General features: G+C 64.2%; 22 protein-coding genes, 1 tRNA gene and 2 pseudogenes. 5 read left to right on the top strand and 20 right to left on the bottom strand.

Annotated features, from left to right (window positions below):
- Nucleotides 1–79: 79 nt before the first annotated feature.
- From AB4Z51_RS21675 to AB4Z51_RS21665, 3 genes are all read right to left on the bottom strand, one after another.
- On the bottom strand, nt 80–250 hold the full coding sequence (locus AB4Z51_RS21675; protein ID WP_354118758.1) for an RNA polymerase sigma factor region1.1 domain-containing protein: 171 nt from the start codon (nt 248–250) through the stop codon (nt 80–82).
- 64 nt (nt 251–314) lie between these two features.
- Nucleotides 315–1,145: an enoyl-CoA hydratase gene (locus tag AB4Z51_RS21670; protein WP_441497932.1), complete on the bottom strand. Its 831-nt coding sequence runs from the start codon at nt 1,143–1,145 to the stop codon at nt 315–317.
- Nucleotides 1,146–1,256: 111 nt separating this feature from the next.
- Nucleotides 1,257–1,958: an SDR family NAD(P)-dependent oxidoreductase gene (locus tag AB4Z51_RS21665; RefSeq protein WP_354244831.1), complete on the bottom strand. Its 702-nt coding sequence runs from the start codon at nt 1,956–1,958 to the stop codon at nt 1,257–1,259.
- 222 nt (nt 1,959–2,180) lie between these two features.
- Between AB4Z51_RS21665 and AB4Z51_RS21660 the strand changes: the two genes are divergently transcribed.
- Both AB4Z51_RS21660 and AB4Z51_RS21655 read left to right on the top strand, forming a co-directional pair.
- On the top strand, nt 2,181–3,965 hold the full coding sequence (locus tag AB4Z51_RS21660; RefSeq protein WP_354244828.1) for an acyl-CoA dehydrogenase family protein: 1,785 nt from the start codon (nt 2,181–2,183) through the stop codon (nt 3,963–3,965).
- Between the two features lie 45 nt (nt 3,966–4,010).
- Nucleotides 4,011–5,099 carry a Zn-dependent alcohol dehydrogenase gene (locus tag AB4Z51_RS21655; protein WP_441497931.1) on the top strand — a complete coding sequence of 363 codons (1,089 nt, stop codon included), beginning with the start codon at nt 4,011–4,013 and terminating at the stop codon, nt 5,097–5,099.
- A gap of 171 nt (nt 5,100–5,270) precedes the next feature.
- Here the strand turns inward: AB4Z51_RS21655 and AB4Z51_RS21650 are convergent, their stop codons facing one another.
- The 9 genes and pseudogenes from AB4Z51_RS21650 to AB4Z51_RS21610 form a co-directional block, all read right to left on the bottom strand.
- A complete protein-coding gene (locus AB4Z51_RS21650) occupies nt 5,271–5,624 on the bottom strand; it encodes a nuclear transport factor 2 family protein (RefSeq protein ID WP_085403464.1) in 354 nt (117 codons plus the stop codon).
- A gap of 126 nt (nt 5,625–5,750) precedes the next feature.
- The gene (locus AB4Z51_RS21645) at nt 5,751–7,223 is read right to left on the bottom strand and encodes an amidase (protein ID WP_441497930.1); all 1,473 of its coding nucleotides are present in this window, start codon (nt 7,221–7,223) and stop codon (nt 5,751–5,753) included.
- A 101-nt stretch (nt 7,224–7,324) separates the two neighbouring features.
- A pseudogene (gene mbfA / locus AB4Z51_RS21640) lies at nt 7,325–8,293 on the bottom strand (iron exporter MbfA); the annotation flags it as partial.
- Nucleotides 8,294–8,359: 66 nt separating this feature from the next.
- On the bottom strand, nt 8,360–9,502 hold the full coding sequence (locus AB4Z51_RS21635) for an alpha/beta fold hydrolase (protein ID WP_441497929.1): 1,143 nt from the start codon (nt 9,500–9,502) through the stop codon (nt 8,360–8,362).
- Between the two features lie 123 nt (nt 9,503–9,625).
- Nucleotides 9,626–10,495, bottom strand: a complete 870-nt coding sequence (locus AB4Z51_RS21630) for an MBL fold metallo-hydrolase (protein ID WP_441497928.1) — start codon at nt 10,493–10,495, stop codon at nt 9,626–9,628.
- A 17-nt stretch (nt 10,496–10,512) separates the two neighbouring features.
- Nucleotides 10,513–11,703, bottom strand: a complete 1,191-nt coding sequence (locus AB4Z51_RS21625; RefSeq protein WP_441497927.1) for a serine hydrolase domain-containing protein — start codon at nt 11,701–11,703, stop codon at nt 10,513–10,515.
- Between the two features lie 23 nt (nt 11,704–11,726).
- Complete coding sequence (locus AB4Z51_RS21620; RefSeq protein WP_063980851.1) at nt 11,727–12,338, bottom strand: glutathione S-transferase family protein; 612 nt, start codon at nt 12,336–12,338, stop codon at nt 11,727–11,729.
- Nucleotides 12,339–12,477: 139 nt separating this feature from the next.
- Nucleotides 12,478–13,320, bottom strand: a complete 843-nt coding sequence (locus AB4Z51_RS21615) for a fumarylacetoacetate hydrolase family protein (RefSeq protein ID WP_441497926.1) — start codon at nt 13,318–13,320, stop codon at nt 12,478–12,480.
- A 224-nt stretch (nt 13,321–13,544) separates the two neighbouring features.
- Nucleotides 13,545–14,396 (bottom strand): MBL fold metallo-hydrolase, encoded by an 852-nt coding sequence (locus AB4Z51_RS21610; protein ID WP_441497925.1) that lies wholly within the window; start codon nt 14,394–14,396, stop codon nt 13,545–13,547.
- A 121-nt stretch (nt 14,397–14,517) separates the two neighbouring features.
- Between AB4Z51_RS21610 and AB4Z51_RS21605 the strand changes: the two genes are divergently transcribed.
- Nucleotides 14,518–14,949: a DUF3775 domain-containing protein gene (locus tag AB4Z51_RS21605; protein ID WP_038933620.1), complete on the top strand. Its 432-nt coding sequence runs from the start codon at nt 14,518–14,520 to the stop codon at nt 14,947–14,949.
- A 4-nt stretch (nt 14,950–14,953) separates the two neighbouring features.
- Here the strand turns inward: AB4Z51_RS21605 and AB4Z51_RS21600 are convergent, their stop codons facing one another.
- The 3 genes from AB4Z51_RS21600 to AB4Z51_RS21590 all read right to left on the bottom strand — a co-directional run bounded on the left by AB4Z51_RS21600 (nt 14,954) and on the right by AB4Z51_RS21590 (nt 17,419).
- A complete protein-coding gene (locus AB4Z51_RS21600; protein ID WP_441497924.1) occupies nt 14,954–15,943 on the bottom strand; it encodes an NADPH:quinone reductase in 990 nt (329 codons plus the stop codon).
- Nucleotides 15,940–16,722 carry an SDR family oxidoreductase gene (locus AB4Z51_RS21595; protein ID WP_014498394.1) on the bottom strand — a complete coding sequence of 261 codons (783 nt, stop codon included), beginning with the start codon at nt 16,720–16,722 and terminating at the stop codon, nt 15,940–15,942. The genes AB4Z51_RS21600 and AB4Z51_RS21595 overlap by 4 nt, the downstream gene beginning before the upstream one ends.
- Before the next feature lie 184 nt (nt 16,723–16,906).
- A complete protein-coding gene (locus AB4Z51_RS21590) occupies nt 16,907–17,419 on the bottom strand; it encodes a CvpA family protein (RefSeq protein ID WP_247316222.1) in 513 nt (170 codons plus the stop codon).
- A gap of 138 nt (nt 17,420–17,557) precedes the next feature.
- Between AB4Z51_RS21590 and AB4Z51_RS21585 the strand changes: the two are divergent.
- A pseudogene (locus tag AB4Z51_RS21585) lies at nt 17,558–18,319 on the top strand (SDR family oxidoreductase).
- A gap of 168 nt (nt 18,320–18,487) precedes the next feature.
- Here the strand turns inward: AB4Z51_RS21585 and AB4Z51_RS21580 are convergent.
- A complete protein-coding gene (locus AB4Z51_RS21580; protein ID WP_441497923.1) occupies nt 18,488–20,086 on the bottom strand; it encodes a GMC family oxidoreductase in 1,599 nt (532 codons plus the stop codon).
- A gap of 89 nt (nt 20,087–20,175) precedes the next feature.
- Nucleotides 20,176–21,621: a coniferyl aldehyde dehydrogenase gene (locus AB4Z51_RS21575; RefSeq protein ID WP_441497922.1), complete on the bottom strand. Its 1,446-nt coding sequence runs from the start codon at nt 21,619–21,621 to the stop codon at nt 20,176–20,178.
- 316 nt (nt 21,622–21,937) lie between these two features.
- Here AB4Z51_RS21575 and AB4Z51_RS21570 point away from each other — a divergent pair.
- A tRNA-Met gene (locus AB4Z51_RS21570) sits at nt 21,938–22,014 on the top strand.
- 200 nt (nt 22,015–22,214) lie between these two features.
- Here the strand turns inward: AB4Z51_RS21570 and AB4Z51_RS21565 are convergent.
- Genes AB4Z51_RS21565 through AB4Z51_RS21555 form a run of 3 tightly spaced genes read right to left on the bottom strand, consistent with a single transcriptional unit; the run spans nt 22,215 to nt 25,334 of the window.
- Entirely contained in the window at nt 22,215–23,777 is a 1,563-nt protein-coding gene (locus AB4Z51_RS21565) for a DHA2 family efflux MFS transporter permease subunit (protein WP_441497921.1), read from the bottom strand.
- A complete protein-coding gene (locus AB4Z51_RS21560; protein WP_063980860.1) occupies nt 23,770–24,288 on the bottom strand; it encodes an isoprenylcysteine carboxyl methyltransferase family protein in 519 nt (172 codons plus the stop codon). The genes AB4Z51_RS21565 and AB4Z51_RS21560 overlap by 8 nt, the downstream gene beginning before the upstream one ends.
- A complete protein-coding gene (locus tag AB4Z51_RS21555; RefSeq protein ID WP_441497920.1) occupies nt 24,285–25,334 on the bottom strand; it encodes a type III polyketide synthase in 1,050 nt (349 codons plus the stop codon). Before AB4Z51_RS21555 ends, AB4Z51_RS21560 begins: the two co-directional genes overlap by 4 nt.
- Nucleotides 25,335–25,461: the final 127 nt, after the last annotated feature.

Below are 25,461 nucleotides of genomic sequence, written 5' to 3'. Positions count from 1 at the left end.
GCCACGTGCGCCAGCGGCCCCGGATTACGCTCCGCTCCATCCGGGCTACGGACCTACTACGGGGACGGAGGAGCGAACCTTACTCCTCGGCAATCCAGATACCCCGCTCGCTCAAAGCAGCCAGTATGGCCTCGATGTCTTCCGGTTCCGCCTCGGTGGACGGTATCAACTCGTTCAGTTGTTCGAATGTGACATCGCCCGTCTTCTCCGCAAGGAGCACGGCTTTCCGCACCACTTCAGACCAATCCATTCAGCCCTCCTGAAAATGGGGTACCTACTCTATGGAATGATCTGATGGCCTTGGCTGCGTAGCCCTACTTCCCCGTGAACACCGCTTTCCGCTTCTCGATGAAGGCCTGCACGGCTTCCTTGTGATCAGCGGTCGTGGTCAGGCGGATCAGCCGTCCAGCTTCGTGGTCGCGGGCGGTCTCGAAATCGAACAGCAGGGCCTCGTCGAGATTGTCCTTCATGTAGCGCAGCGCGAGGCGCGGGCCTTCGGCGAGCGACTTGGCCAGCGCAAAGGCCTCGTCTTGCAGTCTGTCGTCGGGCACGACGCGGTTGACGAGGCCGATTGTCTCGGCGCGCGCGGCGTCGACGCGATCGCCGGTGAACAGCAGCTCGCGGGCCCGCGCGGTGCCGACCAGCCGGGTGAGCAGCCAGGCGATGCCGTAGTCGCCGGAGAGCGCGATGCGGGCGTAGCCGGTGGCGACGAAGGCCGATTGCGCGGCGATGCGGATGTCGCAGGCCATGGCGATGGCGAGTCCGGCGCCGACCGCGGGGCCGGGCAGGGCGGCGATGGTCGGCTTGCGCACCGACACCAGCGCGCCGGTGAGCAGCCGCTGCCGTTCCTGGAGATCGGCGACCTTGTCGTCAAAGGACATGTCGAGCTTGGCTTGGTCGCGATGCGCGCCCATGCCCTTGACGTTGCCGCCGGCACAGAAGGCCGCGCCCGCGCCGGTGATCAGCAGCGCGCCGACCTCAGGGCTCTCGCCGCAGGTGCGGATCATCGTCCGCAGCGCCGGCGTCAAGGTGTCCGACAGCGCGTTGCGCGCCTCCGGCCGGTTCAGCGTGATCACCGCGACGCGGTCGCGGATGACGCAGAGGAGTTCGTTGGTGCCGGTATCGATGGTGGTTTCCGTGGTCATGTCGCTCCCTACCCTTGTAGGGTGGGCAAAGCGCGCGTGCCCACCATTTGTTGTTTCGTCGTGATGGTGGGCACGGCGCTGCGCGCCTTTGCCCACCCTACGGCAGCGCGTCTAAAACTTCTCCACCCACGGCCGCAGCTCCAGCTCCCAGCTCCAGGCGCTGCGCGGCTGCTGCAGCACGTTCCAATAGCTCTGCGCGATTGCGTCGGGATCGAGCATCGAATCCGGCTTGTCGGCCGGCTCCGCGCGCGCCGCGCTGCGGATGCCGCCGTCGATCACGAAATGCGCGACGTGGATGCCCTGCGGCGAGAGCTCGCGCGCCAGGCTCTGCGCCAGCCCTCGCAGCGCGAACTTGCCCATCGCGAACGAGGCCGACTGCGCATAGCCCTTGACGCTCGCCGAGGCGCCGGTGAACAGGATCGCGCCGTGCTTGTTCGGCAGCATGCGCTTGGCCGCCTGCTGCGCCACCAGGAAGCCGCCATAGGCGCTGATCGAGATCGCCTGCGCGACATCGGCCGGGACGAGATCGACGAACGGCCCGCGCGTGCGGCCGCTGGCGTTGTAGACGACGAGGTCGGGCGTGCCGATCTCGCGTTCGACCAGGCCGAACAGCCGCTCGACCTCCTCAGGTTCGGTGGCGTTGCAGGCATAGGCCTTGGCGCCGGTCTCGCTACAGAGCGCGCCTAATTTCTCGATCTTGCGCGCGGCCAGCGCGACGCGGATGCCTTGCGCAGACAGCAGCCGAGCAAGCGAGGCGCTCAGGCCTTCGCCGGCGCCAACGATGAGGGCGATCTTGTATTTCGGATGTTCCATGGCGTGATCTCTCGGAGACGGGAAGCCGCTGATCTATGCATCCGCCGTGCGGACAACCAGCCAGGTCGATCATAATTCCGCAGAGCGAATTGCTCCTTCACGGCGATCATGCCTCCCTGACAATTTGCGGCTTTATCCGCCTTTGCGACTGGAGCATGATCGACATCATCCCAAGCGGCAAGCGATAAGAATTGCCGTCGGGTGGGAACGAAGAGGACGATCATGCACAAGCCGGTCACAGGTGAGCCAAAAAGTGTCGCGGCCGCACCATCCGGTCTGCTGGCGCCCGATACATCAGGCATGAATTTCTATCGCGCCGATCCGGCGCTAACGGATCTGTTGCGTATCCATCTGCCGGACCCGCTGTTCCGCCACATCGAGCCGCATCTCAATCGCCTCGGCGAACTCGCCGGTGGCCATCTCGACGATTGCGCGCGGCTCGCCGACCGGCACACGCCGGTGCTGCACCAGCGCGACAAGTTCGGCCGCGACATGCAATGGATCGAATATCACCCGGCCTATCGCGAGCTAGAGAATGCCGCGTTCGGCGAGTTCGGCATCCACGCGCTTTCGATCCGCAAGGGCATCATGGGCTGGCCCGACAAATATCCCGTCGTGGCCAAGCACGCCTTCACCTTCCTGTTCAACCAGACCGAATTCGGCATGGGCTGCCCGATCAACGTCACCGACGGCTGCGCAAAGCTCTTGGCGAATTTCGGCAGCGAGGCGCTGAAGGCGAAATATCTGGACGGCCTGACCCAGACCGACATGAGCAAGCTGACCCAGGGCGGCCAGTTCATGACCGAGAAGGAGGGTGGCTCCGACGTCGGTACGCTGACCACGCGCGCCGTGCAGGAGGGCGACCATTGGCGCCTCCATGGCGAGAAATGGTTCTGCTCGAACGCCGATGCCAAGGTCGTGATGCTGCTGGCGCGCCCCGAAGGCGCCGGCCCCGGCACGCGCGGCGTCGGCCTGTTCCTGATGCCGCGCTTCCTCGACGACGGTTCGCAGAACCACTACCGGATCGTGCGCCTCAAGGACAAGCTCGGCACCCGCTCGATGGCCTCGGGCGAGATCAAGCTCGAAGGCGCGATCGCCTATGCGGTCGGCAAGCTCGACCGCGGCTTCGTGCAGATGGCCGAGATGGTCAATTCGTCGCGGCTCTCCAACGGCGTCAAATCCACCGCGCTGATGCGCCGCGCCTATCATGACGCGATGACGGTGGCGAAGAACCGCGTGGTGTTCGGCAAGCGCATCATCGATCTGCCGCTCGGCCGCCGGCAGATGCTGAAGATCATGCTGCCGGTCGAGCAGGCGCTGTCGATGAGTTTTCTGACCGCCGACGCGCTCGACCGCGCCGAGGCCGGAAGCCAGGATGCAGCCGCGCTCCTGCGCATCCTGACGCCGACGCTGAAATTCCGTGCGACGCGCGATGCGCGAAAAGTCTGCGGCGACGCGCTCGAGATGCGCGGCGGCATCGGCTATATCGAGGAATTCGCCACGCCCCGCCTGCTGCGCGATGCGCATCTCGGCTCGGTCTGGGAGGGCACCGGCAACATCGTCGCCATCGATGCGCTCCGGCGCGCGGTCGGCCGCCACGGCGCCGAATCCGCGCTATCAGCCGATCTGCATGCGCGGCTCGATGATAGCGTGTCGGTCCCGCAGGCCTGGCGCGACAATTTGCGCGGTCTGGTCGATCGCGCCGTCGGCTTCGCGCGCGAGGTCGCGGGCAATTCCGAGAACGAGGCCGATGCGCGCCGCGCGACCAGCCTGCTCTATCACGTCGCAAGCGCGGTCGCGCTCGCCTGGGAAGCGCATCGCATCAACGAGATGCGCGGCGATGCGCGCCGGCTGCTGCTGTCGCGGCTGGTGATCGACCATCGCGTGGCGCCGAGCGACCCGTTCCGGCTGACGGAAAATGCCGCGCAAGCGAAGATCGCAGCGCTGCTGCTCGGGGATCGCGACGCCGGCATGAGCGAGGTTGGCGAACTGGTTCTGGCAGCGTAGGCTGCACTCCACGCTCAAACCAAAAGAAGCGATAGGGAGTGCTCGATGAAGGCCGCCGTCCTTTATGAAGTCAATCAGCCGCTGGTCATCGAGGATGTCAGCCTGCCGAAGCCGGGCCCACGCGAGGTTTTGATCCGCACGGCGGTCGCCGGCCTCTGTCACTCCGATCTGCACTTCATGGAAGGCCTGTATCCGCATCCGCTGCCCGCGGTGCTCGGGCACGAGTCCGCCGGCATCGTCGAGCAGGTCGGCTCCGACGTCACCTATGTGAAGCCGGGCGATCACGTCGTGACGTGCCTGTCGGTGTTCTGCGGCACCTGCGACAATTGCACTACCGGCCGCACCGTGCTCTGCACCGACACCACCGTAAAGCTGCTGCCGGGCGCCTCGAACCGGATGCAATGGTCGAAGTCCGAGAAGCTGCATCAGTTCCTCAACCTCTCGTCCTTCGCCGAGCAGATGCTGGTGCACGAGAATGCGATCGTCAAAATCCGGAAGGAGATGCCGCTCGATCTCGCCGCGCTGATCGGCTGCGGCGTCATCACCGGCTACGGCGCGGTCGTGAACACGGCGAAGGTGACGGCCGGCGARACCGTGGCCGTGATCGGCTGTGGCGGTGTCGGCATGGCCGCGATCAACGGCGCGCAGATCGCCGGCGCCGGGCGCATCATCGCCATCGACACCAATCCGGCAAAGCTGCAGCTTGCGACCAAGCTGGGCGCGACCGACATCATCAATCCCACCGACGGCGACGTCGTGAAGCAGGTGCGCGACCTCACCAATGGCGGCGTGCATCATTCCTTCGAGGTGCTCGGCCGCAAGGAGACCGCGGAGCAGGCTTTTGGCATGCTGGCGTCCGGCGGCACGGCCACCATCGTCGGCATGATCCCGTTCGGTCAGAAGATCGAGCTGCACGGCTTCGACTTCCTGCGCGAGCGCAGGATCCAGGGCTCGTCGATGGGCTCCAACCATTTTCGCGTGGACATGCCGAGGCTGGTTGATTTCTACCTGCGCGGCCGGCTGCACCTCGAAGACTGGATCTCGGCCAAGCTGAAACTGTCGGAGATCAACGAGGGTTTTGCCAACATGAAGGCCGGCAAGACGCTGCGCAGCGTGATTGTGTTTGACAGCTAGCGCTGGCGCTCGCCGGTGCCACTCCAAAACAGGTGTCATCGCCCGGCTTGACCGGGCGATCCAGTACTCTGCGGCGGGAATTGCGTGAACGAACTGCTGCCGCGGCGTACTGGATGCCCCGGTCAAGCCGGGGCATGACAGCGGAGAGTACGCGGGCAGCGTGCCCCCGCCTCACCGCGACACGTGCGCTGATACCGCGAGCCACGTCCCGTTCTTCTTCGTCCAGCAATCCGTGTACCGCCCCGTCGCCTGCTGGCCGTCGGCGGTGGTGTAGCTGGTGGCAGCGTGGATGATGGCAAAATCGCCCATGATGCGGATGATGACATCATGCGCATGCAGATTGCGGATTGCGATCGGCCGTGCCGTCTGCTCCAGGAAGGCCGCGCGGTCGACCAATGTCTTGTCGGGATTGGAGCAAAAGAACTCCGGCGCGAGGATTTCGTCGAAGCGTTTAACGTCGCAGTTTTGCACGGAGGCGACATAGTCGTGGTTGAGCGTGGTGAGCTGGTCGAGGTCTTGGCTCATGACGTTTCTCTCCCTCTATGTTATTTTACTCCGTCATTGCGAGCGTAGCGAAGCAATCCAGAAATGTCTCCGCGGATGCAGTCTGGATTGCTTCGTCGCAAGGGCTCCTCGCAATGACGGGAGGCACTAGTCATTGAACAAAGGGGGCGGCACGAACCCGCCGAATTCGCGCTCGATCAGCTCGACGAGCTTGAGCGGCGTGCGGTCTTCCAGCCACGGGCCGACGATCTGCACGCCGATGGGCAGTCCATCAGGCGCAAAGCCCGTCGGAATCGCGGTCGAGGGCAGACCGGGGAGCGTCGCGATGCCCGGCCAGGCGAGCTGGTCCGGATAGACGTGCTCCTTGCCGTCGATCTTGATCCGGCGCCTTTCCTGCTCGGGCGAATGGTCGTGCGGATAGGCTGCCGTCGGCATCACCGGGCAGATCACGGCGTCGTACGTCTTGAACAGCTCGCGCCATTGCGCCCGCAGCCGCGTGCGTCCGGCATTTGCCGCCTGCCAGTCGCGATGGTTGAGCGCGATACCGCGCAGCCGTTCGGCAGCCAAGCTGTTGTCGCCCTCTGGCAACGCCGCTGCGGCTGCCTTGGCGCCGGCGTAGACATCCGGCGCGAAGGTCGAGCCGAGGAACGACATCAGCATGCGCATATAGAGCCGCGAGGAGGCCGCGAAATCCGGCAGCAGCGGGCTGCTGCGCTCGATCTTGACGCCAGCCTTGGCGAGATTGTCGGCCAGCCGGTTGATGGTGCCGCGCACGGCGGTGTCGGTCGGCAGCACCGGATCGGTATCGATCACCAGCACGCGGAAATCCTTGAATGCCGTGTGGCGCGCCGCCGGCAGCTCGAGCCGGTAGGCGAGGCCAGCGTCGATCGGATCGGGCCCGGCCATCACGTCGAGCACCAGCGAAAGGTCGGCGGCGCTGCGCGCCATCGGGCCGATCACCGAGAGGTCGCGCTCGAACGGCAAAGGCGGCAACGGCGGCGGCGTGTGGCCGCGCATCGCGACGAGATTGAAGGTCGGCTTGTGCGCATAGATGCCGCAATGGAACGCCGGCACACGCAGCGAGCCGCCGATGTCCGAGCCGATCGAGAGCGGGCCATAGCCCGCGGCGAGCGCAGCCGAGGAGCCGCCGGACGAGCCGCCCGGCGTGCGGCCGAGATCGTAGGGGTTGTTGGTGGTGCCGTAGATGTCGTTGTAGCTCTGCCAGTCGCCGAGCCCCAGCGGCACGTTGGTCTTGCCGACGATGATCGTGCCGGTGTCCTTCACCCGCGTGACCGGCAGCGAATCCTCCTTGGCAATAAAATCCTTTTGCGCGGGAATGCCCCAGGTCGTCGGCAGGCCGGCAATGTTGTAGGATTCCTTCACCGTCATCGGCAGGCCGAGCAAAGGCTTGCGTTCGCCGCGGGCAAGTGCTGCGTCCGCAGCGCGCGCCGCATCGAGCGCGCGATCGAAATCCCGGACGCAGATCGCGTTGACCTTGCCGTCGTGACGTTCGATGCGATCGATCGCATCCTGCGTGAGCTCGACCGCGGAGACCTTCTTCGCCGTCAACGCGGCCGACAGCTCGACCGCGCTCTTGTAACTCCATTCCGATTTCGCCACGACATGCTCCTGCGCTTCCCTGATGGGATGATGCGCAGTTTGACCGAATGCCGCAACCGCCGTTTGATCGCGATTGATATGCGAAGGGCTATGTGTACMTACGCCGCCCCGATCAAGATCCCCACCGCCAGCACGATCGCGCCGCCGAGCACGATCTGGAACACGGCCTGGAGGAATGGAGTGTCCATGTAGCGCGCGCGGATGAAGGCGATCGCCCACAATTCGAAGAACACGACGACGCCGGCGATTCCCGTCGCGATCCAGAATGCGTTCGGCCAGCTGTCCGGGACGAGATAAGGCAGTGTATGGCCGAGCCCGCCGAGCGTCGTCATCGCGCCGCAGGTGATGCCGCGCAGCCATGGCGAGCCGCGCCCGGTCAGCGAGCCGTCGTCGGACAGCGCCTCCGCAAAGCCCATGCTGATGCCGGCGCCGATCGAGGCGGCGAGGCCGACCAGAAACGTCTGCCAGTTCTGGTGGGTGGCGAAAGCTGCCGCGAACAGCGGCGCCAGCGTCGAGACCGATCCGTCCATCAGGCCGGCAAGGCCCGGCTGCACATATTGCAGCACGAACATTCGCCGTCGCGTGCGGTCTTCCTCGGCGCGCACGTCCGGCTTCAGGATTTCGTCGGTCAGCGCGACGGCGCGGTTCTCGTGATGCTTTTCCTCCTCGGCAAGATCGCCGAGCAGGCGGCGCACGCCGACATCCTCGGCCTGCTCGGCGGCCCGCGCGTAGAAGCGTTCGGCCTCGAGCTCCATGGTCTCGACCTCTTTCCGGATGGTGTCGAGCGGCAGGTTTTTCGTCAGCCAGATCGGCCGCCGGCGCAGAAAGCCTTTGACGTTCTCGCGGCGGATCGGCGGCAGGTGCTGGCCGAAGCGTTCCTCATAAAGTTTCAGCAGCCGATGCCGGTGGCCGCGTTCCTCCTCGGCCATCTCCTCGAAAATCTTCGACGTGTCCGGGTAACGTTCGCGCAAGTCCTCGGCGAAGGTCATGTAAATGCGGCTATCCTCCTCCTCGGAGGAGATCGCGACCGCAAGCACCTCGCGCTCGGTCAGTTCGGCAAAACTCTTCACGGCGGCCCTGTTCGATAGTTTAGAATTATTCTAAACTATATAGGGCGCCGGGGTTCCCGGGTCAAATCAGGYGGCTTTTGCGAGGAACTCGAGCAGCAAGCGGCTCACTTCGGCCGGCTGTTCCTGCTGCACCCAATGTCCGGCGCCATCGACGAGATGGCAGCCGAGCATCTTCGTGCAGCCGCGCCCCTGCATCGCTTCGAACACGCCGGGGCGCTGATAGGTGCCCCAATCCTGCTTGCCCGAGATGAAGCACGAGGGCACGTCGATGCTGCGGCCCGCAAACAGCCGCATCTCGCTGTTGGGCATGCCCGAGGTGCCGTAGCGGTACCATTGCAAGCCCCCCTGGAATCCGGTGCGGCCGTACTCGGCGCTGTAATAGGCGAGGTCGCTGTCCGGCAGCCATTGGTTGGCGGCGATCGCGGCCGGCGAGGGCATCTCCTTCGCAACCGTCTCCGCCATCGTCTCGCCGGCGTCCATCACGTAGTAGGTCGGCAGTTTTGCGAGTTCGCCCGCGGACCACGACTTCAGCGGATATGGCTTGTTGTCGGTCCAGTCCGCACTCTTCTGGTGATAGTAGGCGCGCAGGAAATCGTGCACGCCCTGCGGCGCGTGCTGCATGTCGGCGTTGGCCGGGCGCGTCGCGTAATACCATTGATAGTGTTTGCGCGGGCGAGGCAGCGCGGCGAGCTCGCGATGCACGGGGTCTTCGACTGCAGGCTTTGCCGGAACATCGACCGTGCCAAACGGCATCGGTGGCGCCCCGCCGAACGGTGCGCTCATCAGCGTCACCGAGCGAAACACGTCGGGCCGGATCATGGCGCACCAGGCCGCGACCGGGCTGCCGAAATCATGCCCGGCGAGATCGACCTGCCGGTAGCCGAACGCCGACACCAGGGCGAGGGCGTCACGCACGAGGTTGAGCAGCGAGAACGGCGTGAGATCGCCGTCGTAATCCGCGGTCCATCCCGTGGTGCGGCCATAGCCGCGCTGGTCCGGCGCGATCACGTGATAGCCGGCCGCAGCCAGCACCGGAATCACCTTTCGCCAGGAGAAGGCGAGCTCAGGAAAGCCGTGCAGCAGCAGGATGCAGGGCCGGCCTTTGGTCTCGAAGCCGGCTTCGAGCACGTGCATGCGCAAGACGTTGATGCCGTCGACATAGCGCGAGCGGATGCCGGCGGGGAGAGGGATGTCGGGGAGGTCGGCCATTTTTTGTTTCCTCGTCATGGCCGGGCTTGTCCCGGCCATCCACGTTTTTGTTGCCGTTGATTGTAAGAACGTGGATGCCCGGGACAAGCCCGGGCATGACGGAAGCCGGGCGATTGCCGCGCGCTACACCGCCGCACACACGAACGCGCTGCCCTTGCGCCTGATCTTCCCGACCGACGGCGAGGGGAAATGCGCGGTGCAGCACAGCGCGTCGGTGTCGCAATAGCGCTCCAGAAAGCTGCGGCGCGTTTTCGCCGCCGCGGCCGGGTCGACGTCGAACTTGATCGACAGCTCCGGATAGAGCGTCTGCAGCGGCGAATGCATGAGGTCGCCGGAGAACACGGCGTCGTCCTTGCCGCGGCCCATCGTGATGGCGATATGGCCGGGCGTATGTCCCGGCGTCGGCAGGATGCGGACGTGATCGCCGATCTGATGATCGTTGCCGACCAGCTCGTGGCGCCTGGCCTCGACCACCGGCAGCACGCTGTCGGCGAAGGGCGGGATCTCCGCCTTCGCATTCTCCGCGAACCAGTGGTCGTATTCCTGCTTGGCGAAGAGGTAGCGCGCTTTGGGGAAAGTCGGCACCCAGCGGCCGTTCTCGAGCCGCGTGTTCCAGCCGACGTGGTCGACATGCAGATGCGTGCACATCACGAAATCGATGTCGTCGACCGCGAACCCGGCTGCGTTGAGTCCGCACAAGTACGTATCGTCGGTCTTCATGTTCCATTTCGGCCGCTGCGGGCGCGGCTTGTCGTTGCCGATGCAGCTGTCGATCAGGATGGTGTGGTGCGGCGTCTTCACCACATAGGACTGGAAGCACAGGAGCAGTACGTCCTGCTCGTCCAGCGCCTTGGCCTGCCGCATCCATGCCCGGTTCTCGGCCAGCACCTCGGCCGTCAATCCCGGCAGCATTTCCAGTGCCGGGACGAACGAGGTTTCCTGCTCGATGACGCGATGGATGGTGAGATCGCCGACCGTATATTTCAGGCTCATGCTCGCTTCCCCAGTGATCAGTGCGCATCGCGCACGGATGGAATGACGATGTTGGTGAGAATGTCGATCGCGGCCAGACCCTCTTTGGGCTGGCCGTATTGCGCGGCGGTCGTCATCATGACGAGATCAAGCTCGGGCACGATGAAGATGCGCTGGCCGCCCCAGCCGAAGGCAGCAACCCATTTGATCTCCTTGTCGCCGGCGAGCGAGCGGCCCATCCACCATTGATAGCCGTAGAACATCGTGCTGCCGAAATAGCCGATCGCCTGGAAGCGCGGCGTGGTAGATTGTGCGATCCAGTCGGCCGAGACGATCTGCCGGCCGTTCCACTGGCCGCGATTGAGCACGAGCTGGCCGATCTTCGCCGCATCGCGCGGCCGCAAGCGAAGGCCCGCGGCCGCTGCGATCTTGCCGTTCTTATAGGCTTTCCACTCGAAATCGCTGATCCCGAGCGGCTGGAACAGCACCTCGCGAGCAAATGCCTCCAGCGGCTTGCCCGAGACGCGTTCGAGGATGTTGCCGAGCAGTTCAGTCCCGCCGCCATTATAAGTCCACAGCACGTCGGGCGGCGCAGCGACTGGCTTTGCGAGCACATAGCCGATCGGATCGGCCTCAAAGGTGAGATGCGGCTCGTCGTTTTTCGGATCGGTCCAGGACCGTGCCTCGTCCCATTCAATGCCGGAGGACATCGTTAGCAGATGGCGCAGCGTGATGGCCTCCCAGCCCGCCTGCTTCGCCGCCTGATGGTCGGGGAAGAATTTGAGCACGGGCTCGTCGACGCCTTCGATCAGCTTGCGATCGATCGCGATGCCGACGAGCAGCGAAGCGACACTCTTCGATGCCGAACGCATGTCATGYTTCGTCGTCGCGGTAAATTCGTGCTGGCCGTCCGGTTGTCCCCAGGGTTGGTCGTAGCCGGGAAAATACTGCTCGAAGACGAGCTTGCCGTGGCGCACGACGACAACCGAATGGACCGAGGTCGCGCGTTGATCGAKCCGTGCAGCGATGCTGCAGAGCCGCATGCCGTCCATGCCAACGCTGTCGGGCGACGCAGTCGTCCACCCGTCGTCGATTGACGACGGCGATCCACAGGCGAGGTTTTGTCGTCCAGTCGCCATGCCGTCGGCCTGCACGGAAGTGGCTGAGACGGTCAACGCGAGCACGAGGCTCGCGCCGAGAATGCCGAGGCGGGGGAAGCGATCGCGCATCGTCCTTCTCCCCGCAGCCTAGTTTACGCCGCTGGAGGCACCGAGATCTTGACCGAGGGGCGCTCCAGCATCTTCTGGTGGAAGGCGTCGAGTTTCGGATAGGCCTTGCGCCAGCCGCAATCGGCGAAGCGGAAGTCGGCATAGCCGAGCACGCACACGAGGCCGATCTGCGAGATGTCGAACGGGCCGTTCAAAACTTCGGGCATGTTCTCGAAGCGCGCCATGCCGGTCCAGGCCCGGTTCCAATGGTCGTCCGACCATGCCTGCCATTGCAGGCCCTGCGGCCGCACCATCTTCTCGTAGCGGCACAGCAGCATGGAATCGAGCATGCCGTTGATCAGGGAGTGATCGGTCTTGGCCTTCCAGCGCCGCGGGCCGTAATCGGGGATCAGGCTGCCGCCGGCCATCTCGTTGAGATATTCGACGATCACGTAGGAATCCAGAATGACGTCGCCGTCATTGGTGATCAGCACCGGCAGCTTCTTCAGCGGCGTGATGCGCGAATAGTCCTCGTTGACCGTGCCCGGCGCGACGGTCGCGGGCGTCAGCTCGATCTTGTCGATCAGCCCGAGCTCGATCGCGGCGATGCGCACCTTGCGGGCGAAGGGCGAGGCGGCAGAGAAGGAGAGTTTCATGGAAAATGTCCTACGCGGTGACCGGCAATTTGTTCTCGTCATTGCGAGGAGCGAAGCGACGAAGCAATCCAGTCTGTTTCCGCGGAGGGATTCTGGATTGCTTCGCTTCGCTCGCAATGACGGGGAGAGGGCGGAGGCCTTACGCCGCCACGATCTCCTGGCGCTGCTCGCCGAGGCCTTCGATGCCGAGCGTGACGACGTCGCCGACATTGAGGAAGGTCGGCGGCTTCATGCCGAGACCGACGCCGGGCGGGGTGCCGGTGGTGATGATGTCGCCCGGCAGCAAGGTCATGAACTGCGAGACGTAGGAGACGCATTTGGCCATGGAGAAGATCATGGTCTGGGTCGAGCCGGTCTGGCGACGCTGGCCGTTGACGTCGAGCCACATCGACAGGTTCTGCACGTCCTTGATCTCGTCCTTGGTGGCGAGCCACGGGCCGACCGGGCCGAAGGTGTCGTGTGACTTGCCCTTGGTCCACTGACCCAGGCGCTCGGTCTGGAAGGCGCGCTCGGAGACGTCGTTGCAGACGCAATAGCCGGCGACGTAGTTCAGCGCATCGGCTTCAGAGACATACTTGGCGCGGGTACCGATGATGGCGGCGATCTCGACTTCCCAGTCGAGCTTGGTCGAGCCGCGTGGCTTCTCGACCGCGTCGTTCGGGCCGGACAGCGAGGTGTTGGCCTTCATGAAGATGATCGGCTCGGTCGGGATCGCGGCGCCGGTTTCCTTGGCGTGGTCGCTGTAGTTGAGGCCGATGGCGACGAATTTCGAGATGCCGGTGACGGGCGCGCCGAAGCGCGGCTTGCCGGAGACGGCGGGCAGGGAGGCCGGGTCAAGGCCCGCCAGCTTCTTCAAGGATTCCGGCGAATAGGCCTCCCCGGTCAGGTTCTTCACATGCGCCGACAGGTCGCGCAATTGGCCGGATTTGTCGATCAGGCCGGGCTTTTCCGCACCCTTTTCGCCATAACGAACAAGCTTCATTCTCGTTTCTCCCTGGAGATGGACCGATCGGTTAAATAGCTTCATGGAACAGGGCGGCGGGAAATTCAACCGCTCAAAGTGGGGCGCATTGCAGCCCTTCCTTTGTAGGGTGGGCAAAGGCGCGGAGCGCCGTGCCCACCAATTCTTTTTGATGGCCCGGTATGGCGGGCACGCGGAGCCTGTCATCGGGCGCGCATTCGCGCGACCCGGTGGCTTTACCCACCCTACGATTGCAGCGCCACAAATTTGAACGCATCCCCGTCCCGCTTGATGTGCCCGGCCGAGAAATGGCCGCCGATCACCAGCGTCGGGGTATCGGCAAAGCGCGAGAACACCTTGTGCCGCGACGCGGCCGATTGGGCGGTATCGGTGTCGACGACCGAGCACCAGTCGAGATGCGCCATCTGGCAGGGGTGATGGGCGACGTCGCCGCTGAGCACCCCTTGTTCGCCGCCGGACTCGATCAGGACGCTCATATGCCCGGGGCTGTGGCCGGGGGTCGGGATCACGCTGATCTCCTCGCAGAGCCGGTGATCGCTCGGGATCAACTCGGCCAGGCCCGCATCGACGACCGGCTTCACGGAATCGTTGAACACCGCGACCTTGTCCGGCTCGGCCGTATAGTCGCGCCAATATTCATACTCGGTCTCGCCGAACAGGTAGCGCGCCCTGGGGAAAGTCGGCACCCATTTGCCATCGACGAGCTTCGTATTCCAGCCGACATGGTCGACATGAAGATGCGTGCACAGCACGGTGTCGATGCTGTCAGGGGGAAAGCCCGCTTCCGTCATGGTCTCCAGAAACGGCGTGCTGCGGTTATTCCAGACCGGGACACCGCGGCCCTGCTTGTCGTTGCCAAGGCCAGTGTCGACCACGATGCGGCGCGTCGGCGTCTCCACCACCAGCGAGTGGATCGACATTTTCAGCCGGCCCTCCCCGGTGGCGAAATGCGGGATCAGCCAGGGCAGCTTCTGGATCTCGTCATTGGTCGCGGCCGGCAGGATGAAGCGGGTCGAGCCGACCGTCTCCATTTCCACGATCTTGGTGATTTTGACCTTGCCCACGGCCCACGGCATGCGGCGATCCCAATTTTCTTGCTTTCGCGAAAGATGCGGCCTTCCGCCGTCGAACGCAATGGATCATCTGTCGCGATGTTGCGTTATCGGGGGAACCCCGAGACAGCCAGAGAGAGCGACGATGCCAGAGCTTGCCATTTCCGCCGAGAAGGTCGCCTTCATCATCGAGAAGGCCCGCGAATTCGACGTCAAGGAGGCGGCGTCCGACCCTGACTCGGGCTCCAATCCCTCTGATGATGACGAGATCGACGTGCTCGAGGACACCAATTCCGACCCGGTTGCGGCCGAGCTGTCCGGTTTCATCCGCGCGCTGAACGAGGACGAACAGCTCGACCTTGTCACGCTGATGTGGCTTGGCCGCGGCGATGGCGAAGTGGAGGAGTGGGACGATCTGCGTGCCCGCGCCGCCGAGGCGCGCGGTGAATACAAGAACCCGCGTCGCGAAACGGTGCAATATCTGCTGGGCGAACCGATGCTGGGCGATCTGCTCGCCGATGGCATGGACGAGCTCGGCATCGATTGGACCGACGAGCGGACCACGCCGGTATCCTAAGTCGTCACCGCGCGCAGTCGACGATCACGGTGCCGAGCTTGTCGCCCTTCTCGACCGCGAGATGCGCCTGCGCAGTATCCGACAGCGCGAACTGCGCCGCGATCGTGTGGATCCGCGGTCCCGCCGCCAGCCATTTCGTGATATCGGCCTGGGCCGCCGCAAGCAGCGCGGGCGGTAGCGCGAACAGCACCAGCGTGCGGAGCGTGATGCACTTCTCCATCAGTTCGCGCATCGGTACCGTGGGTGTGCGGTTGCCGTTGGTGGCGTAGACGGCGATCGTCGAATTGAGCGCCATCAGCTTCAACGTGGTCGCGATGTTGCCGCCGAAATCGACATCGGCCACGCGATCGACACCACGTCCGCCGGTGAACGCCATCGCCTTGGCGACGACGTCCTCGTCCCTGTAATTGACCACGAGATCGGCGCCCGCGCGCCGGGCCTGCTCGCCCTTCATCGCCGAGCTGACCGTCGCGATCACCTGCGCGCCGCCCCATTTGGCGAGCTGCACGGCATAATGGCCAACCGCGCCGGCGCCGCCGGTGACGAGCACGGTCTTGCCGACGATCGGCCCATCCGCAAACAGGCCGCACCATGCGGTCATCGCGGGGATGCCGAGCGTTGCGCCTTCCGCAAAGGAAAGATGATCCGGCAGCGGCGTCACCAGCTGCTCGGCGAGCGCGATATATTCGGCCGCCGTGCCGAAGGCGCGGCCGTTGCGCTGGCCGTTGAACAGCCAGACCCGGTCGCCGACCCTGAAGCGCGTTACGCCGTCGCCGATCTGGTCGACGAAACCCGCGCCGTCGCTGTTCGGAATGACGCGCGAAAATTCCATCGCGCGATAGCTGCCGCCGCGCCGGCCGACATCGGCCGGATTGACGCCGGAGGCCTCCAGGCGAATGCGAACTTCGCCTGGGCCAGCGACCGGCGTCGCCATCTCACCATAGGTGAGGACATCCGCCGCCGGTCCTGTTTGCTCGTACCAGACTGCTCTCACAGCGTTCCGGGGAAGGCGCCGCCGTCGAGCAAGATATTCTGGCCCGTGATGAAGCCGGCCTTGGCGCCGCAGAGGAAGGCGCAGGCATAGCCGAACTCGTCAGGCTGGCCGAAGCGGCCGGCCGGGTTGAGTTTTGCTCGCTCGGCCAGGATCTGCTCCGGCGTCGTGCCGCGCTTGTCGGCCTCGGCCTTCGCGGTGCCGGTCAGGCGGTCGGTCTCGAACGGACCCGGCAACAGGCCGTTGATGGTGACGTTGTTGATCACGGTCTTGCGCGACAGGCCGGCGATGAAGCCGGTGAGGCCGGCGCGCGCGCCGTTGGAGAGACCGAGGATGTCGATCGGCGCCTTCACCGCCGCCGAGGTGATGTTGACGATGCGGCCGAACTTGCGCGCCATCATGCCGTCGACGGTCGACTTGATCAGCTCGATGGGCGTGAGCATGTTGGCGTCGATCGCCTTGATCCAGTCGTCGCGGGTCCAGTTGCGGAAATCGCCGGGCGGCGGGCCGCCGGCATTGTTGATGAGGATATCCGGCTCGGGGCAGGCCTTCAGCACGGCCTCGCGGCCCGCAGGCGTCGTGATGTCGCCGACGATCTCGGTGACCTTCACGCCCGGATAGGCTTTGCGGATGTCGTCGGCCGTCTTCTTCAGGGCTTCGGCGCCGCGCGCGGTCAGCGTGACGTCAACGCCGGCTTCCGCCAGCGAGATGGCGCAGGCGCGGCCAAGGCCCTTGCTGGATGCGCAGACGATGGCGCGGCGACCTTTGATCCCAAGATCCACTGTTTCACTCCCGTAATGTCAGGCAGGTTTTAGACGGGCCGCACTCTAGCCAATCGTGGCGCCGCTGATAAGGGAGGGGGCCGCGTCAAAATGCATGGCGCGGTCGCGCGGCGATGCAAATGTGCGGGCATGATCCGGAAAAGTGTGCAGCGGTTTTCCGAAAAGATCATGCCCAGACAATAAGCTAGATGCGCCGTTCCTGCTTGAGGCGGTCGATCGCGGCCGCGGCCTCCGGCGGCAATGTCTTGAAGCCCATCTTGCCGGCCGCCGAGAACAGCGGCCGCAGATGCGAACCGGCGAGGAACGGCGGCTGGCGGTTGGCCGGCACGATCTGGTCGAACACCAGCACCAGGGTGGTGGCGACGAGGCCGACCCTGACGGCGCCGAGTGCGGCGCCGGCGAGCCGGTCGCCGATCCCGGCTTCGCGTATCGTGTCGTTCAGCGCGAGGCGGCCGATATAACCAAGGAGCATGCCGACGACCACGAAGATGCCGAAGAACCAGATCCAGTTTTGYAGCAGCGGCGCGTTCGGATTGCTCGCGACCTGCGGCACGATCAGCGGCATCAGTCCGACGGCGATGGGAGCGGCCAGGAGATAGGCGAGGATGGTCATGGCGCTGCCGAGCAGGCCAGTCCTGAAACCGAAGCCGATCGCGACGACGAGTGCCGCATAGACCGCGAGATCGAAACTGTTCATGAGCGTCAGGCCTGCCTCGATGGAACGCTTGCGTCGATGGAACGAATGAACGCCGGACCGATCATTCCGGTTTCAGATCGTTAAAATCGTCTGTATTGGTGGCTCCAAAGCTCAGGGAAAACACTCAAGGCAAGCGTCATGTCAGACTTATTCGACGTCAGTCAAGAAACCATCCTTGTGACGGGCGCGAGCCAGGGGCTGGGGCGGCAATTTGCCCGGGTCCTCGCGGCCCATGGCGCGGCCGTCGCGCTCGCGGCGCGGCAGACCGACTAGCTGAAGAGCCTGGAGGAGGAGATCCGCGGCAAGGGCGGCCGCGCTGCCGCGGTCGCACTCGACGTCACTGACATGCCATCGATCGCCAAGGCTGTGGATGCCACGGAAGCCGCGCTCGGTCCGATCACGGTGCTGATCAACAATGCCGGCATCGCCATCGAGAAGCTCGCGACCGAACAGACCGAATCCGATTGGGACGCCGTGATCGGCGCCAATTTGAAAGGCGCCTATTTCCTCGCGACCGAAGTCGCGCGCCGCATGATCGCGCGCAAGCAGGAAGGCAACATCGTCAACATCGCTTCCGTGCTCGGCACCGGCGTGCTGAAGGCGGTATCGCCCTATGCGATCTCCAAGGCCGGCATCCTCCAGGCGACCAAGGCGATGGCGCTGGAGCTCGCAGGCCAGAACATCCGCATCAACGCGCTGGCGCCAGGCTATATCGACACGGAAATGAATCACGCCTTCTGGTCCACCCCGCCGGGCGAACGCCTGACCAAGCGCATCCCGCAGCGCCGCGTCGGCGCCGAGTCCGATCTCGACGGCGCGATCCTGCTGCTGGCGTCACGGGCGTCGCGGTATATGACGGGGAGTGTGGTGACGGTGGATGGCGGGTTCCTGCTCAATTGAGCCCTACTGTCGTCCCGGGGCGCGCGTAGCGCGAGCCCGGGACCCATAACCTCAGGGAGACGTTTGGCGAAGACTCGGAGTTGCCATCTCGCCCCACAACATCTCCCTGTGATTATGGATCCCCGCGGTCGCGGGGACGACGGCGGAGAATTGGGTGGCGGCGTCGCGCTAACTCGCACGCACCTCCGCCCTGATCATATCCGCCACCTTCTCCCCGATCATGATCGTCGGCGCGTTGGTGTTGCCACCGATCAACGTCGGCATGATCGAGGCGTCGACGACGCGCAAGCCCTCGATGCCGTGCACCTTCAGCTTCGGATCGACCACGGCCATCGCATCGGTGCCCATCTTGCAGGTGCCGACGGGGTGATAGACGGTGTCGACGCGATTGCGCAGGATGGCGCGGATGTCGTCGTCCGTTCTCACATCCGACGTGAACATGTCCTTCTTCTGCAACGCGCGCAGCGCGGGCGTCTCCATCAGCCGCCGCGTGGTCTTGAAGCCCGCGACCATCGACTCGAGATCTTCCGCCTCGCCCAGAAAGTTCGGATCGATCATGGGTGCAGCGAGCGGATCGGCGCTCTTCAGCCAGACGCTGCCGCGGCTCTTCGGTCTGAGCAGGCAGACATGGCACGAGAAGCCCGCCTCCTTGTGCTTCTTGCGGCCGTGGTCGTCGAGCATCGCGATGACGAAGTGCAGCTGGATGTCTGGCACCGCGAGTTCGGGCCTGGTCTTCAGGAAGCCGCCACACTCGGCGAAATTGGTGGTCATCAGGCCGCGTCGCTCCCGGCGATACCGCTGGATGGCGCGGAGCAGGGATGGCAACCGGCCGAGCGATGAATGAACGAAGTGTGGATAGTCGGAAGCGTAGACGAACACGAAATCCGGATGGTCCTGCAGATTGCGCCCGACGCCCGGCAGATGATGCGTGACGCCGAGGCCGTGCGTACGAAGCGCCTCGCCATCGCCGATGCCCGACAGCATCAATAGCTGCGGTGACTGGAATGCGCCGCCGGCGAGGATCACCTCGCGGCGGGCGCGCAGCTGCTTGGTCTGCTTGCCCTGCACATATTCGATGCCGACCGCGCGCCCGCTATCGAACAGGATTTTCGTGGCCTGCGCCCCCGTCTCGACGTGCAGGTTCGCGCGCTTGTCCATGTGGGGATGCAGATAGGCGCGTGCCGCGCTCCAGCGCTCGCCATGGTGCTGCGTCACCTGGTAGCTGCCGAGCCCTTCATGGTCCTCGCCGTTGAAGTCCTCGCGGATGCGGAACTGCGCCTCGCGCGCGGCCTGGTGGAAGACGTCATGGATCGGATTGTCCGAGCGCAGTCTGTTGACATGCAGCGGGCCGCCCTTGCCGTGATACTCGCCGTCGAAATCGGAATTGTTCTCCGAGCGCTTGAAATAGGGCAGCACGTCGGCGTACGACCAGCCGGCATTGCCGAGCGAGGCCCAGTGGTCGTAGTCCGATTTGTGGCCGCGGATGTAGACCATGGCGTTGATCGCCGAGGAGCCGCCGAGGCCTTTGCCGCGCGGTTGATAGCCGATGCGGCCGTTCAATCCCTTCTGCGGCACGGTATCGAAGGCCCAGTTGGCCGCGCTGTATGGCAAAGCGAGCCCGAATGGCGTGGTGATCCGCCAATTGTCGTTCCGTCCGCCAGCATCGAGCAGCGCCACGGACGTCGCCGCATCCTCCGACAGCCGCCCCGCCACCGCGCAGCCGCCGGAGCCCGCGCCCACGACGACGAAATCGAATGTGTCAGTCACTGATGTTTCCCCCTCTGCATTTTCTTCTCGTCATTGCGAGCCATCGGGCCGTGCTTCGCGCGGACCCGTTGGCTCGCAATGACTGAAAGCTACGACATGAACCGCATCAACTTCTCCAGCCGTGCGATCTTGCCGCCGTAGGGCGGATAGAGGTCGGCGAGGCGGTTGAACTTGGAGCGATAAAACACCGGCTTCAGTTTGCTGAACGTGCGAAAACCCCATTCGCCGTGATAGGCGCCGGTGCCGGACGCGCCGACGCCGCCCATCGGCTGGTTGGCTTGCGCGAAGTGGAACAGGCAGTCGTTGATGGTGACGCCGCCGGAGATCGTGCGCGACAGCACCTCGTCGCGCGCGGTGCGATCCTTGCCGAACCAGTAGAGCGCGAGCGGCCGGTCGCGGGCGTTGACGAAAGCGATCGTCTCCGCCGGATCGCGATAGCCCAGCACCGGCAAAACGGGGCCGAAAATCTCCTCCTGCATCACCGCCATCGCCTCGGTCGCGCCGACGACCAGCGTCGGCGGGAATTTGCGGTGTGCTTTCCAGTTCGGATCGTCCGCCTTCGCTGGTTGCAGGATCTTTGCGCCGCGCTGGGCGGCATCCGCAACGAGATGTTCCAGCCGCGCATAGTGCCGGTCGGAGATGACGGAGGTGTAGTCCTTGTTGGCGGGATCGGTGCCGAACATGCGCCGCATCTGCGCGCGCACTTTTTCGGCGAAGGCCTGCAACGAGCGCTCGGGCACCAGCACATAGTCCGGCGCGATGCAGGTCTGCCCGGCATTGAGCAGCTTTCCGTAGGCGATGCGCTCGGCGGCCTCCTCGAGATCGGCGGAAGCGTCGATGATAACAGGCGACTTGCCGCCAAGCTCGAGCGTTACGGGCGTGAGATTGCGCCCGGCGGCCTCCGCGACCAGCCGGCCGACCCGGGTCGAGCCGGTGAAGACGAGATGGTCGAAGGGGAGGTGTGCGAAGCCTTTTGCGATTTCGTCCTCGACGCCTGTCACCAGTAGTTCGGTGGCATCGAATTTCGCGGCCACCGTCTCCTTCAGCAGCACTGAGAAGTGCGGCGAGAGTTCGCTCGGCTTGATCACGACACGGTTGCCGGCAGCGATCGCGCCGATCGCCGGCGCAAGCGTGAGCTGGAGCGGATAATTCCAGGGCGCGATGATGCCGACGACGCCGAGCGGCTGCGGGATCAGGCGGTTGCGCGCGGGCAGGAATTGCAGCGCGGTGGCCACGCGCTGCGGTGCCATCCAGCCCTTCAGGTGCTTGGTCGCATGCCGGATCTCGGAGAACACCAGCATCGTCTCGGCGATGGTGGTCTCGACGGCCGAGCGGTGGCCGAAATCGGCCGAGATCGCCTGCCGGAAACGTTCCTCGTTGTCGGCGACCACAGTGCGCAGCCGCGCCAGCCGGTCGAGCCGCTCGGCCAGGTCGGGCGCCGGCTCGGCGCGCGCCCGCGCGACCATGGCCTCGAAGGCATCCCTCAGCGCCGGGAGTGGCGCGCTCGCCAAGGGGTGGTCCAAGGTATGGTCCATGGGTGGTCTCCCCTGAAAATGGCGTTTGCCCCCGGTTTTATTGCCCGCAAGCTGGGCCTTTGTGGAACTTCTGGCAAGAGCGCACCAAACGGGCCGAAAATCGGCCCAACTCACTGTCATAAAGTCGAAAAAAACGTCCCCGCGGCCCTTTCCAAAGGCAGCCCGGGTTGGTACATACGCCTCGCACCCGAGGGGCTTTGCCCCGGGGTTGCCTTCCAAGGAAGCCTTTGGGACGGACGAAGCAAGCCACGCGAACAGCGCCGGCCACTTCATCCACCGTCCCCGGCATCTTGGCCAAGGCAAAGCGACGGTTTAACGCGGGGTGGAGCAGCCCGGTAGCTCGTCAGGCTCATAACCTGAAGGTCATAGGTTCAAATCCTATCCCCGCAACCAAGTTCGGACTTTTACCGGTTCCGATACGAAAATGGCCCGCATCACGCGGGCCATTTTTGTTTTGGTGGGGCGGGCGCCTACCGTCTCAGGTCACGACGAGTCCCTCGGTCAGTGCGGCCTTCCTCAGATAGGTAAGCGAACCACGCCGAACTTCGCCGGTTGGGCCGGGCGTCGCGGCAATTGCGATCTCTATTCACCACTCAATTGAGTGCGCCATCACCAGAATTCTCATCAGTGCCTTCCAGGGGACCGGCCGCGAACGGAATGAGCAACAGTCCGAGCAGCGCCACGCAAGCGAGGAGGGCCCAGGCTTCGTTGGCGCTGAGCGCGAACGCGGCCTTTTCGACCATGGGACGCAGATAGGCTTCAACCGTGGYATCGGAGACCTGCGGAGGGCGGTGGGTAAACAGCGTGACGTCAAGCCCGATCGCCTGAGCCGCAGTCACATCGCCCGCAATCAGGCGCTCGCGCAAAGCGTCGGCGTGCCCGCCGGTGCGCCCGTAAAGGATCGTATCGATCAGCGCGATGCCGATTGCGCCCCCAAGGTTTCGCATCAGGTTGAACAGGCCGCTTGCGTCGGGTACCCGTGATGCGGTCAGCGAACCCAACGCCAGCCGGGTCGGAGGCAGCAGGCAAAACATGATCGCAACGCCGCGCAAGACTTGCGGCCAGAACATTTCTTGGAAGTCGGCGACACGGCTCTCGAATGCACTGCAACCCAGCCCGATCGCGAACAGACCAAACCCCGCCGCCGACAACCAGCGGGGATCAAACCTGCTTTCCAGCAGGCCCGCAATCGGCGCGGTGGCAAGCTGCGCAACGCCGGTGACGAGCATGATCGTGCCGATTTCAAATGCGTCATGATGTCGAACATAGGCGAGGAAGACCGGCATGAGATAGACCGAGCCGAACAATCCAACTCCGAGGAAGAAGCTCAATGCGCAACCGATTGCAAACGAGCGCGATCTAAAGGTTGACAGTTCGACCACCGGATGCGCGGCCCTGAGTGTTCGGATGGCGAAGACGGTTGCCGCGGCAGCACTCAAGACGATCAGGATGGAGCAGAATGGAGAAAGCCACCCGCGTTGCGGGCCTTCCTTCAGACCGATCTCCAGGCATGCAAGCGAAACCGCAAGAAGTCCGAGAGACGGCACGTCGAGTGTAGCCAGATCAGAAAGCCGGGGTCGTTCGCGCGGCAGCAGCATTGGCGTGGCGAGTGCGGCGACCACCCCAGGAGCGACATTGATCAGAAACAGCCAATGCCAGGACCAGGTGTCGGTGATCCAGCCACCGACCACCGGCCCGACCGTGGGCGCCAGCACGGCCATGATGCCGGCCATGGTGGTGGCAACGGGATGCAAACGGATCGGAAACAGCAGAAAGACAGCGGAAAAAACCGCCGGAATCAGCACGCCGCCAGCGAAACCCTGAAGCACGCGGAAGCTGACAAGCGTCGTAAAACTGCTGCTGAATGCGCAGCCGATGGAGGCAAGGGTAAAGAGGCTGATCGCAATAACGAACAGCCATCGCAGCGTCAGAACGCGCGTAAGCCACCCGGTCAGTGGAATGGCGATGATCTCGGCGATTAGATACGCGGTTTGAATCCAGCTCATCGCCTCTCGCGATATGGCGAGTGTACTCTGGATCGTGGGTAGCGAAGTGGCGACGACCTGAATGTCGAGGATCGCCATGAACATGCCGAGGCACATCAGGACGAAGCCAAGCCACGTAGCTGCACTCGGCTCGGTAACCCGTTCAGTCATTGTGCGCCACGCATAATGTCTCACGGGATGCGGCGAGGGCGAGGTTTTCGGCCCGTATGCGGATCGCGAGAACCGCGGCGTTGAGGATGGTGAAGACGATGGCCAGCAGCGGCAAACCCAGAACCAAAGGGAGCACGGCGATCTCGCCGGCAACCACGGCATAGTTGGGATGCGACAGAAATCGATAGGGTCCCGCTGACACGAGCGGCTGTTCGGGCAGAACAATAATCCGCGTCGTCCATCGTGAGCCGAGCGTCCAGATGATCCAGAAGCGAAGGCACTGAAGGATAAGATAGCCGGCCAGGGCAACGACATTCACCGGTTGGTCGCGGCCGAACACCCACAGCGACAACAGCCAGACGGCATGAACCGTGATGATCAACGGATAATGCCGGGGTGCCACCTCGACGGCGCCGCGGGCCAGGAGCTTTCGAGTGTTCGCGCGCGAAATGACGAGTTCGCCGACGCGCTGCAGCGTGATGGCGCCGAGAATGAGTTCAGCAAACGTCACGCAGTGTGCCGTAGCGTGACACAGCTCGCGGTGAAGCCGGGTCCGAGCGCCGTCAACAGTGAGCGCGCCGGCAGCCCTTTCGCGCGAGCCTGCTCAAGCACGAACAATACAGTGGGTGACGACATGTTACCAAAGTCGGCGATAATCTGTCGTTCATGGGAGAGCGTTCCTTGGTCGAGCGCGAGCGCGCCTTCCAATGCGCAGATAACTTTCGCGCCGCCGGGATGGCAGATGAAGCGGTCAATGTCTTCCACCGAAAGACGCATTCTGGAGAGAATTTCGGTCACGGCGGAGTTGAAATGCCTCGTGACGAAGTCAGGTATGGTGCGGCGAAAGATGACGCCGAATCCTTCCGGATCGACACTCCATCCCATGATGCCAAGCGTATCCGGCCAAAGGTGTTCGCCGGCAGCCTCGATCTGCGTCGCACCGCCATCGCCCGCGCGCAACACGATTGCAGCAGCACCGTCGCCAAACAGGCTGACGGCGACGATGTTGGCTTTGGTAAGTTCGTCCAGGCGAAGTGCGAGTGAGCAGAGCTCGATCGTGACCAGCAGCACGTTGGTGCCAGGGCGCGCTTGGGCGAGGCGCGACGCAATCGATAGACCCGAAACCCCGCCCGCACAGCCAAGACCAAACACCGGTACACGCATCATGTCGGACCGGAAGCCCATCCGGCGAGCAACGCGCGCCTCGAGACTTGGTGTCGCGATTCCCGTGGAAGAGACGGTCACGACAGTGTCGACATCGCCGCCGGCAAGTTGCGCGCTCGCCAGCGCCTTCTCGGCGACATCGACAAATAGCGCTTCAGCTCCTTCGAGAAAGGCCTCGGTGCGTTCGGGCCAGCCTCGTCGTTCGAGATACCAGTCGAACGGCTTGACGCCGTGACGCTTGACTATGCCGGTATTCGAGAAAATGCTTGAGAACCGTTCGAATTCGGGAAAGCGGGCGCCGAAGACATCCCATGCCGCCGTCAGCACGTCCTCTTGCAAAAACACGTGGGGAGGCACCGACGTCGCCAGGGAGACCAGCGCAGCCGGGGGCATCGGGGATCCTGGTGTTGCTGTCATCAGCATAAGAAACATCGGCGCGGTGCAAATATTTCGACGCTTGTAAGAAATGATCTAGCCGGACATGTCACTAAAACTTGAATAGCGTTACGACTTCCCAGGT

Source organism: Bradyrhizobium sp. 2TAF36 (assembly GCF_052114925.1).
Classification (GTDB): domain Bacteria; phylum Pseudomonadota; class Alphaproteobacteria; order Rhizobiales; family Xanthobacteraceae; genus Bradyrhizobium; species Bradyrhizobium barranii.
Note: the sequence above shows the minus strand (reverse complement) of the source record. Positions and strands in the feature narration are given on the sequence as shown.